We start from the raw sequence: 14,310 nt of genomic DNA, 5'->3' as shown, positions 1-14,310 counted from the left end.
GCCTTTTCTAATTGCTTTTAAACGATCAGGGTGGAAGCAAGCGCAGCAAGCAGCAGGACCGCCACCCAAACCAGTATCAAATTTGCCATCATTAATGCAGCTTTGAACTTATAGTTATTATAGAATGCCCAGCAAGTGAACGATGCAAGGACGGGAACTGGATACGTAGCCAGTACCCCTGCGGCAATGTACTCCAATATATAATCACCTGTATTGCTGCTGGCGAACATATAGAAACTGATGATTAACATATAAGGATAGGCTACCAGTGTAATTAAATTGATCGCATTAATGGATAAAAGCCAGTATGCCACGGTACGATTTTTCACGATTAGGGACCTCCCGGAAACACGATCTCATTCCATCGATTCTACTTTTCCATCTAAAACGAAACAAAACTGGAGGCAATACCGACTAATATGATTGCCGCAACCCAGAACAACAATAAATTACCGATAACCAGGGCCCATTTGAATTTGCGTACATGATAAAAAATCCAGCAGCTGAGTGACAAGAGAACAGCAACCGGATATGAGGCCATAATATAGACCGTTATATAGTTCGATACATAGTCATGTGAAGTCGGCGCATCAAACGTAAACACACAAAGCATCAGCACCACCGGGTATCCAAGCAAAGTGATTAGATAGACCGCATTGAAAAAGAAGAGCGAGTAAGCGACTTTTGCATTTTTCATCCAACAAGAACCTCCTGAAACACATCTCGTTCCAGTATATCCTTAAGATGACATATCGTCACGGTTATATTTTCCAGCAATTTCAATACAATCCTCACTACCAGGGTTCCATTCTCCTCCCTAAACTAGATAAGGACAAAGCACTTTCCACGCCATCATCAAATCGGAAAAGAGCAGGAAATAAAGGGCTTCATGCCCTCATCCCTGCTCTTTTGCTTAACAATAAAATCTAATAACAATGATCCCCTGACTCACAGACTACTATTGCGCTTTCTTGCGCAGCTGGCTGTAATACAGTTCACTGTAAAAGCCGCCCTGCTCCAACAGCACATCATGAGAGCCTTGTTCCAACAGCTGCCCATCCTTCAGCACCAGAATCCGGTCTGCCTGCCGGATGGTGTTCAGCCTGTGGGCAATGACGAAGCTGGTACGCCCCTGCATCAGCCGCTGTAAACCCTCCTGAATTTTGATCTCCGTAACGGTATCAATGCTGCTGGTCGCCTCATCCAATACCAGTATGGACGGATCAGCCAAAATGGCCCGGGCAATGGCAAGCAGCTGCTTCTGCCCCTGACTAATACCGCTTCCGTCAGCCTGCAGCACTTTATCATACCCATCCTTCATGCGCATAATGAATGAGTGAGCATTGGCCAGTCTCGAAGCTTCTTCCACTTCTTCGTCTGTTGCATCCAGACGGCCAAAACGAATATTTTCCCGAATGGTCCCTTGGAACAGAAATGAATCCTGAAGAACAAAAGCCATGTGGGAACGCAAGTTTTCACGCCGAATGGTCGTAATGTCTCGTCCATCCACCGTCAACATTCCTGCTGTCGGATCATAGAAGCGTGACAATAACTGAATCAAGGTTGTTTTCCCTGCCCCCGTGGGCCCTACCAGGGCAATCATCTCACCCGGTTTCGCCTCGAAGCTGATCTCATGCAAAATGTTGCGTCCCTCATCATATCCGAAGGAAACCCGATCAAAGCGCACGGCTCCTTCCACCTTGCTCAGAGAAACCGCAGCTCCTTCATCCTTCGCTTCTTCATCCTCGTCCAACACTTCGAACACCCGCTCCGCCCCTGCAATCGCGGACAATAGCGTATTCCACTGGTTCGCCAGGTCATTCAGCGGACGAGTGAACTGACGAGCGTATTCCACAAAGATGATAATGACCCCAACGGTAACCGTACCCTGGATGGCCAAAATACCTCCGATCCCTGCAACGATAGCAAAGCTCAGGTTGTTCAATCCATTCATCAGTTTGGGGATAAAACCCGAAATGGTCTGCGCCCAAAAACCGGATACCCGGATTCGGGTATTCCGCTCTTCGAATCCGCGAACGACTCGCTCCTCCTGGGAGAAGGCCTTAATGATTCGTTGTCCAGACAAAGTCTCCTCAATATAACCGTTAAGTTCACCCAGATTACGCTGACGTTCTTTGAAAAGCGGTCCGGTTCGGCGTGTAATCCAGCGCATGCCAATCGCCATCAGCGGTACAACGATAAATGTCAGCAAGGTCAGCAATGGACTTAACCAGAGCATCACGCCAAACGTTCCGAGCAGTGTCAACACACTGGAAAAAATCTGAATGGCCGAGCTGTTCAGCGTACCGCTGACATTCTCGATGTCATTGGTGACACGGCTCATAATCTCCCCCTGCTGACGTTTGCCGAAGAATGGAATCGGCAGCTTGTGCAGATGGGAGAACAGATCGTAACGCATCCGGAAAATGGTCTCCTGCGCGATTTCAATCATCCATATATTTTGCAGCCAGGATGTCAGCGAGAACAGCACATATACTGCTGCGAGTCCCAACAAAAACGTCATCCAGCTGGAGCTTGTCGCTTCTCCATCCATATAATTGTCCACAGCCACGCCGACCATGTAAGGACCAAGCAACGCCAGTGCGGAACTGGCAAACACCATTAGCAGTACCAGCGTCAGCTTCACTTTGCGGCGGGCCAGGTAAGTCCAGATCCGGCCCAGTGTACCAGACCAGTTCTTCGCCCGTGCCTTCGGCTTGCGACCTCCACCTGCTTTTAGCGTTTCGGGATCCAGTGGCGGCGGTGGCTGACGGAAAGGTTCAATGAACGCTTTGAACATGCGGCGTACCCTCCCCGTATTGTGATCCGTAGATTCGGCGATACAGCTCGGACGAATCCATCAGGTCTTCATGTTTTCCCTGCCCAATCAGGCGCCCATCGTCCAGCAGCAGAATCAGATCCGCAGAGGTCGTTGAGCTGATCTTCTGTGTAATTATAAAGGTTGTACATGATAGCTCTTCCAGTGCGTCCAGCAGCCTCGCTTCCGTTGCCACATCGAGTGCACTGGTGCTGTCATCCAAAATCAGAATACTCGGGCGTCTGATCAATGCGCGTGCAATGGACAGGCGCTGCTTCTGGCCACCGGACAAGTTAACCCCGCGCTGACCCAGCTGCGTATCATATCCATTCGGAAGCTTCTCAATCGTGTCGTGAATCTGAGCCCGCTTCGCGGCTTCCTTGATCTCTTCCAGCGTCGCGTCCTCCCGTCCCCAGGCTATGTTATCCCGCACAGAACCCGTGAAGAGAACCACTTCCTGCGGCACGTAACCGATTGCACCGCGCAATGTAGGTATTGGCAGTTGGTCTGCATCCCTACCATCAATGAACACTTTGCCCTGATCCTCGGTATACAACCTTGGAATCAGTTGGACGAGTGAGGATTTACCTGATCCTGTCGCACCCATAATGGCGATGCGCTCGCCTCGCTTGGCAGAGAACGTAATATCCTCCAGGACCGTAATATCACTATTCGGATAGCTGAAGCCTACATTTCGGAATTCAACTGCACCTTGAACAGCGTTAGCTCGCTCCTGCTTTCCAGCTGCCTGGTCTTGAACTACAACTGACTTCTGAGCAGCCTCCGATGGATCCTCTGTATCAAAAACTTCGTTGATTCGCTGCGCTGAAGCACTGGCTCTGGAGAAGGTCACCAGAATCCAGGACAAGGCAGACATGGCCCCTATGGTGCGGAGCAGATAATTGATGACCGCGACCACTTCACCGACGCTTGCACTGCCGGTCGAGATGTCACGCCGTCCAAACCAGAGCACGGCGATGATGCAGCCATTCATCATGAGCAGCATGAATGGCATTGTAGTTTCCGTCAGGCGCAGCGCGGAGATCGTACCCTTCATCAGCTTGCCGCTGAATCCGGCAAAGCGCTCGATCTCATGGCCCATCCGGACGAAGACACGGATCAGCCGAATGCCTGTCAGATTTTCCTGGATGACACCGTTGACGGCATCCAGTCTGCGCTGCACATTGCGGAACAGCAGCGCGGCCTTTTTGATCATCCAGATAACAAATACGAGCAGCACAGGCACCATCACCACGAGCAGCAATCCCAGCCTTAGATTCACGACAACGGCCATAATCATGCTTCCGATAACCACTAGTGGCACACGTGTCATGAACCGCAGACTCATGAATACCGTATCCTGTACCTGGGTCACATCCCCGGTTAATCGGGTAATCAGCGAGGACGTGGCAAAGCGGTTAAATACGGCGTAAGAGAACGCTTGCACTTTATCATACAGCTTCTCCCGCAAGTCGTATCCGAACCCCAGGCTCGCATGTGATGCAAAAAACGAACTGGCGATGCCGGCAACAAAGGCCACAATGGCACTGCCTACAAGCACGCCACCCCACAACCAAACCACAGACAGATCTCCTTGCTGTATTCCGTTGTCAATGATTTTGGAGATCAGGTAAGGCTGAGCAAGTTCCACCGCGAGTTCAATCAGCATCATGACCAGTGCAGCGATCGCGGCAACCCGATACTTCTTCAAGTAGTACAACAGCTTGATCATTACCATTCCTCCGGCACCGGAGCGCTAGATTACCGTGACTCATTTTTTTGTGTCTACGCAGCCAGCTCCGTTAGTCTCTTTCGTTAACTCTATGTAAAATTTCACGTACCCAATACGATTATTATATCTCATTTTGCAGGTTGGAATCGTTAATATCTTCTTTCCTTCTCATTATTAACCTGAAATGGACAAGAGGATATCTATCCAGGACAAAAAACCTGGGCAACGGCCCAGGCTTTGGAGTGTGACTAGTATACTTTAGCCACTTTATATTTGGAAGAATCCTTGATCATGGTATATGCCGTTTTGCTTTTATGCCAAGCTGCATCTACGGTAGTATCGATGGTCACCCATTTATGATTGAGATAGACTTCATTCCATGCATGGTAGGTGTTCACATATGCGCTGGTTCCCATATCGAGCTTGGCGGGAATGCCCACACTGCGCACCATCCCGGCAAATAGGGATGAGTAGCCATAACATATGGCTTTTCTTGAAGCGATTGTACCATCCATGTCTGGCAAATACCCGTCCCCAGGAAGGCTGACTGCCAGCTGTTTATCATAGCTCACGGTGCTGATTACATAATTATAGATAGCTTGAACTTTCTCGGTATCCGTTTTTTTGCCTTTGGTCAGCTCCTTGGCTTTGGCAGCTGCCTGTTTGGAGTTTGACCAGTTCACATTTTGAATGGAATTCAGATACACGCGATTGGAATCGGCCATCTGCAGTTTTACTGTTTCCTGCCTAATCACCTGATACTGCTTACCGCTGGTTTGCTCTAGCAAAGTAATGGTGTATGTGCCATCTCCCATCTGCAGCGGGAAACCTTCTCTATTTTGGCCTGAGTTCAGATTGTATGTATAACCATTCTGCCCTCTTTGTACCTGAAGCTTGGTTTTGATCTGCGGCTTCACTTCATAAGTTACATGAACAATTCCTTTATTTACATCCGATATATCCAACCAATTCTCCAGCTCTGCATAAGCACTGCCTGCACTCAAGAGATGTCCGGTGAAAACAACAATAATAATTAGCATCGTCATGAGCTTGCGCATGACTGGTTAACTCCCTTCGGTAGCCAGGCTGCCACGCATGATGCGGAAGGCCCTTTGGCTTTGCGTCGCTGCCTTTCGACAGGTTTGCCTTTATCGGTTGAAGTTCATGTCGGAGCATTCACTTCCTAATTGTATATATCGGATAATTCATTCCGACTGCTTAATAGATTTTTATATTTGAAAATGTATGAGTATCGTTATGCGTCTGCAAACTGCCCATGAGTTGCAAACGATATAAAAAAACAGCTGAACCCTAAGGTTCAGCTGTTGCTATCAAAAATTAATTCATGATTTTGGCCTGCACAATCAGGCGGTGTGTTGGATTGATTAATGGATCACAGGTAATGAGTGTAAGCAAGCAATCATCACCTTCGCCCTGAAGGACAGACAGATCGGTGGGCTCTACCATCTTAATCCGGATAATCTCATATCGGTATTGTTCACCCTGCGTACGAATCAGTACTTCATCGCCAAGCTTCACTTCATCCAGTCGGTTGAACAATCGGCCTTTTGCATGTGCCCTGTGGGCTGCAATGGCTGCATTTCCCGGCTGGCCCAGCGAGGCTGTCTCCGACATGTGTACGGCAGCGTGTTTCATATTCTGCTGGGTTGCCCCCTCAAGAATCGGTAGTTTCACCTCGATATCTTTAATCTCAATGATTCCAATGGCTTCCTCATTGGTGGTGGCAGCTTTTTTCTCAGAAGGATTAAAAACCTTGCGCTGCCGGGACGTTTGTTCACTCTCGGATGTATGTTCAAGCAATTTCGTTAGATTGGCATACTCGTTAGCGATTCCCTGATTCGCCTGACCCGTTGTCTTGGATTGTTCCGTGGTTGTGGTTCCCTTATCGGAAACCTGTTCTTCGGCTTCCATCAACAGCTGACTTGTTTGTCTAACTGCATTCCACTCACTAAGCTGGGGATACAGTATTACAACTACGCCCAACAATATAAGTACATATCCAAGTTTCCGCATTGCCTAGGCCTTTCTTCCGAACAACAAGCTGCTGCCAAGCAGCAATAGAATTGCGCCACCTACGTAAAATGGCAGTTTGCTGTTCTCTCCCGTTTGTGGCAGCATGGCCGGCTGTCCTCCATCGGGTTGATGAGGTTGAATTTCCACAGAAGGATTCCCCTGCGGGATTGGGTCATCCTCAATCACCACTGGTGGTTGCTGCGTAGGAACTTCAGGTGTTTCCGGTATACCCGGTTCTTCAATTCCTGGTGTCCCTTCATCAGATGGCACCGGATCTGGATCTATTCCACCCAGTGGAATCTCTTCATCTTCAATGATCACTGGAATCGGGTTTACAGGAACCGGTATGCCAGGCGTACCAGCCTCTGTTGGAGTCTGAGGAATTGGCTCCACTGGCGTGGCCGGTTCTACTGGTGACTGTGGATCTGGATCCACTGGCGTGCCCGGTTCTACTGGCGGCTGCGGATCTGGTTCCACTGGTGTGCCTGGTTCTACTGGTGGCTCCGGATCTGGATCCACTGGCGTGCCCGGTTCTACTGGCGGCTGCGGATCTGGTTCCACTGGTGTGCCTGGTTCTACTGGCGGCTCCGGATCTGGATCCACTGGCGTACCCGGTTCTACTGGTGGCTCCTCTTTCTTTTTATTGCTCACAATCATTTGCTTCACATGATCGGTTCTTCTAATACTGGAGTCAATCCGGACATCCATCCTGGCCTCGCCGATCTCGTAGCCTTCAGGAGCTGTAAGCTCCTCCAGCACATAATCATCATATAGCAGCTTGCTGAACACGATTTTTCCCTCTGCATCCGTCGTTTCGATCATCGGCGCACGTTTCTCCGCCTTGTCATACAGAGCAAATGTTGCACCTTCCAGCCTCCGTTCAGGGTTATCCTCATCTACCTTGGTTACGACAAGGCTTCCCGTTACCCCGTTCCCTGTACCGCTTCCCGAGGAAGTACGAACGGTGATCGCTTGTTCTGTTTCACGTTTTTCCGTTGTTAGACGTTCTCCATCCATACGTACTTTGTTGCTGACTTTCGACTTGTCTGCAGCAGAGATGAAGGTTTGATATTCCAAGACATATGCAGAAGAAATCCCTGATACAAATGTTAACTCGAAGCTCTGATTCCCCGCTTCGTCCTTATTCAACTTCAACGTATAATCCCGATCCTGGACTAACTCGTTATCTCTGGAAATTCCCCCTCCGGCTGTGACTTTCGTTGAATAGAGATGGAAGGAATCGCTCATCAGGATCTGATTGTTGCTTGGCTCATCGATAATTCGCGCATTGGAAACGGTCGACTGACCCTCGTTAATGTTCAGTTTCCAGTCTATTTTATTGCCATTCTGAGCTCCGCTTTTCGTGACATATACACCACCATGCGGAATAGTCAGGGTAGCAGCCCACTCGGCAACCTTGGTTCCATTACTGAACACGACCGCTTTATTTTTCACTTGCGATGTCAACAGCTGCCCTTCCATCGATGTTCTGAACGTAATCCAGTAAGGGCTGTTGACTGGTTCCGCGAATTGAATCCGCAGCTCATTGCCGTTATCCGCGGATGGGTGGATGATGGTATAACGATCGGCAGATATCTCAGTTCCCTTGCCTGCTCCATTCCAGCTGCCGGATAACGTCATCTCATAAACTTTTACTGATTCCGGAATAAGCGTCTGCCCCTGCTGCAGCACATCACGAACTTCAGCCTGGCTCCATGATTTTTGGTTATAATTCATCAGAATGTCCCAGGTGATCTCTTTCGTGCTGGCATTATACGATCCTCGTTTCGCTCCATTATCCTTGGTCAGATTATCGGGCCAGAATCTGGCGTCAGCCTCGGCGGTACGAGACTCATTATTCTGAATCCAATCCAGGTTGCCCTTGTTCCAGAATTCAGGCTTCGTCTTATTGACCTTCCAATCACTGTTGTACACTGTTTTGTATGTGATGACATACGTAGTGTTCAGCGTCTTGGACGGGTTCATGCGAAGCACAAACCCGCTTCTGTTGCCGTCCGTACCTGCAACTACAGTGAAGTCCTGAGGCGATTGCAGTTTGCTTTTGCCATCCAGACTTACCATCTTCACACTGTCTGGCAGCAATTCTAACCCACCATTCGGAAACGTATCTCGCAGCACGACTTGCTCCATCGGATATTTGTCACTATTTAGGGTCACCTTCCACGTGACCGTTTTATCCCTATAATTGGCTTCAGCCACTTCTTTCTTCATAACACCACTCCGCAGAACCTGCTCTGCTTGGGCAGAACCGCCATCCGTAGTGATTTGATTTATGATCTTTTCATTTTCATATACACGACTGGATGCCTTGGTTTGATATTTGATGGTGTAAGACGAATCCAGATCTGAATTGAACTGAAGATCGAACCCGTTCTTTTGATTTTCATCTTGCACACGCTTCACCGAGTATGCAGTTCCATCTACTGCCTCATTACCTGTTCCTTTGTATACTTTCAACGATTCGGGGATCAGTTCCTGGGATAGGTTGAATCGATCACTTACCTTGGCACTCGCCTGCGGTATATGTAGATTCCCCATATTGTATCCGATTGTCCATGAGATCGTCTGACTGACCGGGTCGTACTTCGCCACGCTTTTGGATAACAACGCTCCTCGTTGTACCTTAACGGTCGCGCTCGCTGATGTCTCTTCCATATCCTCGCCTGTCAGCACAGCCGTATTCGTATACTGCGACGATTGATCGTCTATTTGTGTGGCGTACTCTATTCGGTAGGCACTATTTATATTCACATCATTGAATCGGATCTGAAATCCCTTGTTTTCCTGCATCAATTCCACGGTGTACCGGCTAGGATCTAATAACTCTCCAATCGTTGTAGAACCGTCTCCGTTGACCCGCAGCTGAACTACCTGAATCGATTCATTCTGGAGCTGAAGGCCGGCAGGCATTGGATCTGTAATGACGGCACCGCTGAAAGACTCCAATCCTTTATTCATATCCAGAGTCCAGGTGATACGCTTGGAGTTGGTTGGTTCCACTCGTCCCTGCTTCTCCAGTGCTGGTGCTGCTGGCGGTGCAAGTTGAATGACGACCGTTTGCTCTCCACCTTTAACCGGTGTAACAACTGTAATTTCGGTACTCCCTTTTACAATTTCAGTGCTTAACTCTGTCTGAATCTGCAAGGTACCTGTCACATTCGAATGGTTTTCCACATAATCGTTAAAAGTAAGGACCACGTTTCCCTGTCTATCAACGGTAAAACGCCCCACTTCATCCTCTCCACCGTCCAGTGCCAAGGGCTCATCTATATCCGTATAGATGACAAATTGCTCCGGAAGCTTGAAGGTGAACGTGTCTCCTGCCTGGTACATATTGTTAGGAAGTGCCCATTCATACTTGAGCTGCAGCGCCTCATCTGCCTGTATGCGTTGACTTGGATTCGAAGCACTGTTAATGACTGCTCCAGCTGCATCCAATAGGGACATTTTCGTCAAAATATTGCCTTTGGGAGCAGGCTGCTTCTTCTCTTCATCTGTTATCGTCTCTTCTTCAATTGCAGCTGGAGTGCCTGCCTCAGGTTCAGTCTCAACGGGCTCCACTGGCTCCTCCGCTTGCTCTCCTACCTGCGTTCCCTCTTCTTGCTTCGGATCTGGATGCTGCCCATCTTGCTTTTCCTGATCCGTTATAGGATTCAATGACGGTATACCATCCTCAGTGCCAGCAGCTGCTTCCGATGTTTCCGAGGAAGTTTCATCGGTGTTAACTGCACGTTCTACATCAGGCATTCGTCCTGATTCTACTGAATCCACTGCCGCTTCAACCTGCGGAACAGTTACTCCAAAAAAGGTGTGCATAACGAGCAACAGCGCAATCATGATCATCGTTAATTTTCTTTTCATCGTTCGGCATGTCTCCTAATTATGTATTTTGTAACCAGCTGAAGTTCCAATTCTTTTTCTTAAACGCTTGAATAATTACTAAAACGCTTTTAAGACAAAAAATAGGAAAATTAATACACAAACCGATTTGTTTCCAAACGCAAAAAAGCTCTGATCACAAGACCAGAGCACAGTTTCTGCGAAATGCAATTTATTTTATTGTCCTAACTGCCCATTCACTCCGACTTCTTAAAATCAGCCTGCTGCTGTTCATAGATTTCATAGAAATCGTCCCATACCAGCACATTATCCTTTTCCTTGCTCCACCAGTCTTTGTACCACGTTTCGATCTCTGGCCCTCCACCTTGCTCCCACTTCTGCTGGGCTTCCGCCGCAGCCTGTTCAACCGTATACTTGCTGCCCCCGATGATGGACCGTGTGAAAATATCGTTGATGGCTGTCGTTACATTGGTCAGCTTCACCTGAAGCTCCTTCGGTAGCTGCGGCATATGTTCCGAGTGAGTCACGCCCTCTCCGACCGGAAGATCCGTCATGTATACTTCCCGTGCTTCCTTGAAGAGTCGCAGCCCTTCCTTCTGGGAGGGAATCTCCTCGCTGAACAGCATTTCGGTATACCCGCATTTGCCTTCCTCCAGGCGGCTGTACATCATGGCATAGTCCCCTGCCCAGCTGATCTCCTGCTTATATTTCTCCTGATCGGAGATACGCGGACAACCTTGATCGTTCAGGGTGTAATGCGTGCCCTCAAATCCATTTTTGAAGGTTCGACCGGACTCTGTTTTGGTTAAGAAATCAATATACTGCATGACCGCTTCCGGATTTTTGGCACGTGCATTCACGACCGCCGTCATCTGAACCGGGTTGTTCCATACCATCGTGTACTGTCCGACTGAAGTGGTTGGCAGAGCAATGACCTTTAGTTTAGCTTCCGGAACATTCTGCATCAGCGTATCCAGTTCTTTCGCCGCAAAGCCCGTATAGTCCGAAGTCATGGCAGCATACATGCCGATTTTGCCATTGAGGAAATCCTGCTTCGCCTTGGCACCGTCCTTATCGGTCAGAAAGTCCTTATCCACCACGCCTGCTTCAAACAAGGCACGTTTAAATGCGGTCGCTTCCTTCATGTGATTGGGACCCACAACGATCTCTCCATTGTCTACATTGACCCAGTTAGCGTTGAACATATAGCGGAACAGACCTGCTGTATCCCCAAATTGGAACCCGCCGATGCCATATGTATCATTCGCGCCGTTTCCATCGGGGTCATTTTCCGTGAAGGCTTTGGCGACAGCCAGCATCTCTTCCTCGTTCGTCGGCACCTCCAGATTCAGCTTCTCCAGCCAGTCTTCCCGGATGAAAAAGCTTGTCAGTGGAAATACCTCATTCATGCGTCCGACTTCGTACAACTTGCCATCACTTTTGATGCCGGCCTTCTTCAGCTGAGGATATTTCTCCATGAGTGCTTTATATTCCACGCTGGAGTTCTCAATCAAGTCATCCAGCGGCATAAGCTGTTTCTGATTAAACAGAGTATTTCGGATGGGCGTACCGAATTCAAAAATGACATCCGGCGCACTGCCTGAAGCAAATAATACGTTTAACTTGGACTGGGATTCCCAGCGGGGAACTGCCGTATATTTGACATTTGCCGGACCGTTCTCGTTAATCCACTTGGACCACATATTATCTTCAATCGTGCCCATACCGCTCGGAACCGCACCCCGATCATAGATCGTTGATGTGATATTCCCTCTGCTGCCTTCGCCTTCTGCCTGCTCACTGCCACCTCCCCCTGTGCAGCCAGCCAGTATTCCACCGATCAAGCCCAGAACGAGACCTGACTTCATCCATGCCTTCATCGTTAACGCCATAGATAAGACCCTCTTTCTCTTCTGTAATATGACACCCACACAATATGACCGACATCCCGCTTGCCTGTCTTACCCTTTGATCGAACCAAGCATAACCCCTTTGACAAAGTACTTCTGCAAGAACGGATATACCACCAAAATGGGAATGACCATCACAATAACGGCTGCTGCCCGAATACCTTCCGGCGTCAGATTCGAAATCATCGTTGGATCGGTAAAGTCCTGTACATTCAGATTGGACATAATCATATTCTGGACCAGTACAGTCATGTTGTATTTAGACGTATCGTTGATGTAGATCATCACGCTCATGAATGAATTCCAGTACCCTACACCGTAAAAGAGAGCAATGGTCGCCAGCAAAGGTTTGGATAGCGGAAGCACAATACGAAACAACAGTCCCAGCTCACCACAACCGTCAATGCGGGCAGCCTCATCTACTTCCCCTGGCAGATTTTCAAAATAAGAGCGCATGATCAGCATGTTATACGTGCTCACCAAGCCAGGCAGCCAGAGTGCACCGTAACTGTTCACCAGCCCCAGGTTTTGCACCACCAGGTAAGTCGGAATGAGCCCACCGTTAAAAATCATTGTGAACACCATCGCCATTGTAAAAAATCGCCGATGATAAAAATGCCTCCGTGACAGTGGATATGCCGCCATAATGGTCACGGCCATGCTAAGTCCTGTACCGATTAACGTTATCTCCACACTATTCCAGAACGCATTCAGAATTGGTGTCCCCGTAATCAGGCTGTGATAGGAGAACCAGGTGAAATCGACTGGCCATAACCCCACGTTACCGGACACGACGGCCCTTGCATCACTGAATGACAGTGCAATAATATTCAGAAGGGGCAGGATGCAGCTGATGGCAACCAATGATAACAATACATAATTGATCAGATAAAAGACTTTTTCTCCTCTGGTTTTTCTCATGCTGTTCTCCCTCCCTACCACAAACCTTCGTTGAATCGGCGTGCAATGTAGTTCGCACTAAAGATGAGAATAAAGGCCACCAGGGATTCGAACAATCCCATCGCCGTCGTCAGGCTGAACTGTGCCCCCTGAAGACCCGTGCGATAAATATACGTACTGATGACATCAGCAACCTCGTTGACATTGGAATTTTGGAGCATATAGACCTGGTCGAATCCGACCTCCATCACCCGTCCCATCGACAGAATGAGCAGAAGAATAATCGTCGAACGTATTCCCGGAAGGGTCACATGCCAGATCTGACGCATTTTGCTCGCCCCATCCATCTGTGCAGCCTCGTACTGGCTCGGATCAATGGTCGTTAGTGCCGCCAAAAAAATGATGGCATTGAAGCCCATGTCCTTCCATATCCCTGATCCGACGAACACCGCAATCCAGGAGCCCTTGTTGTACATAAACGGGTAAGGTTCACCTGTCCAAGCTTCCACCCAGCGGTTTACGATCCCGTTCTCCAAAGAGAAAACCGTCATGATCATCATCGCAATAATGACCCAGGAGAAGAAGTGCGGCATGTAGACCACGGTCTGCACCGTCCGCTTGAAGGCCATGTTTCTCACTTCATTCAGCATAATGGCCAGGATAATTGGAATGGGAAATCCTACGATGATGCTTAACAAACTGAGGAACAAGGTGTTCCGGATGATCTCCACCGTACGCGGATCGCTGAACAGCGTCTGGAAATGCTGAAAGCCTACCCACGGACTATGCCAGAGCCCGTCATAGAAGTTATAGTCCTTGAAGGCCATGACCAGTCCACCAATGGGTGCATAACGAAAGGTCAGGTAAAACAGGATCACCGGAATAAACATCAAGATTAACGGAATATTGGTTTTGAACCGTCTCAGCCGCTGCTGCCTGATTCGATGCTTCATTTCATTATCCGGCGGTTGTAATCCGGACGGCGTTCCAGCGGCCAGCTCCCCCTTCATATTCATCACTCCTCTCTGCTACTGATGTGCTATAGCTGTATTTTA

Annotated in this window: 10 protein-coding genes and 1 riboswitch; all 10 genes read right to left on the bottom strand. The window is 48.7% G+C overall.

Annotated features, from left to right (window positions below; translation table 11 throughout):
* Positions 1 to 17: 17 nt before the first annotated feature.
* Complete coding sequence (locus MH144_RS17435; protein WP_239302553.1) at positions 18 to 329, bottom strand: hypothetical protein; 312 nt, start codon at positions 327 to 329, stop codon at positions 18 to 20.
* A 53-nt stretch (positions 330 to 382) separates the two neighbouring features.
* Positions 383 to 697 (bottom strand): hypothetical protein, encoded by a 315-nt coding sequence (locus tag MH144_RS17430; RefSeq protein ID WP_239302552.1) that lies wholly within the window; start codon positions 695 to 697, stop codon positions 383 to 385.
* Between the two features lie 261 nt (positions 698 to 958).
* Positions 959 to 2,800: an ABC transporter ATP-binding protein gene (locus MH144_RS17425; protein ID WP_239302551.1), complete on the bottom strand. Its 1,842-nt coding sequence runs from the start codon at positions 2,798 to 2,800 to the stop codon at positions 959 to 961.
* Complete coding sequence (locus MH144_RS17420) at positions 2,781 to 4,550, bottom strand: ABC transporter ATP-binding protein (protein ID WP_239302550.1); 1,770 nt, start codon at positions 4,548 to 4,550, stop codon at positions 2,781 to 2,783. Before MH144_RS17420 ends, MH144_RS17425 begins: the two co-directional genes overlap by 20 nt.
* Before the next feature lie 248 nt (positions 4,551 to 4,798).
* Positions 4,799 to 5,608 carry a transglutaminase-like domain-containing protein gene (locus tag MH144_RS17415; RefSeq protein WP_239302549.1) on the bottom strand — a complete coding sequence of 270 codons (810 nt, stop codon included), beginning with the start codon at positions 5,606 to 5,608 and terminating at the stop codon, positions 4,799 to 4,801.
* Between the two features lie 15 nt (positions 5,609 to 5,623).
* Positions 5,624 to 5,707, bottom strand: a riboswitch (cyclic di-GMP riboswitch).
* A gap of 181 nt (positions 5,708 to 5,888) precedes the next feature.
* A complete protein-coding gene (locus tag MH144_RS17410; protein ID WP_239302548.1) occupies positions 5,889 to 6,584 on the bottom strand; it encodes a class D sortase in 696 nt (231 codons plus the stop codon).
* Between the two features lie 3 nt (positions 6,585 to 6,587).
* Entirely contained in the window at positions 6,588 to 10,466 is a 3,879-nt protein-coding gene (locus tag MH144_RS17405; RefSeq protein WP_239302547.1) for a collagen binding domain-containing protein, read from the bottom strand.
* A gap of 215 nt (positions 10,467 to 10,681) precedes the next feature.
* Positions 10,682 to 12,337 (bottom strand): extracellular solute-binding protein, encoded by a 1,656-nt coding sequence (locus MH144_RS17400; RefSeq protein ID WP_239302542.1) that lies wholly within the window; start codon positions 12,335 to 12,337, stop codon positions 10,682 to 10,684.
* Between the two features lie 69 nt (positions 12,338 to 12,406).
* Positions 12,407 to 13,276 carry a carbohydrate ABC transporter permease gene (locus tag MH144_RS17395; protein WP_095288726.1) on the bottom strand — a complete coding sequence of 290 codons (870 nt, stop codon included), beginning with the start codon at positions 13,274 to 13,276 and terminating at the stop codon, positions 12,407 to 12,409.
* Positions 13,277 to 13,290: 14 nt separating this feature from the next.
* Positions 13,291 to 14,208: an ABC transporter permease gene (locus tag MH144_RS17390; protein ID WP_239302729.1), complete on the bottom strand. Its 918-nt coding sequence runs from the start codon at positions 14,206 to 14,208 to the stop codon at positions 13,291 to 13,293.
* Between the last annotated feature and the right edge of the window lie 102 nt (positions 14,209 to 14,310).

Source organism: Paenibacillus sp. ACRRY, from assembly GCF_022346995.1.
In the GTDB taxonomy this organism is placed as follows: domain Bacteria; phylum Bacillota; class Bacilli; order Paenibacillales; family Paenibacillaceae; genus Paenibacillus.
The sequence above is the reverse complement of the archived record's forward strand: the minus strand, read 5'-3'. Positions and strand labels throughout refer to the sequence as shown.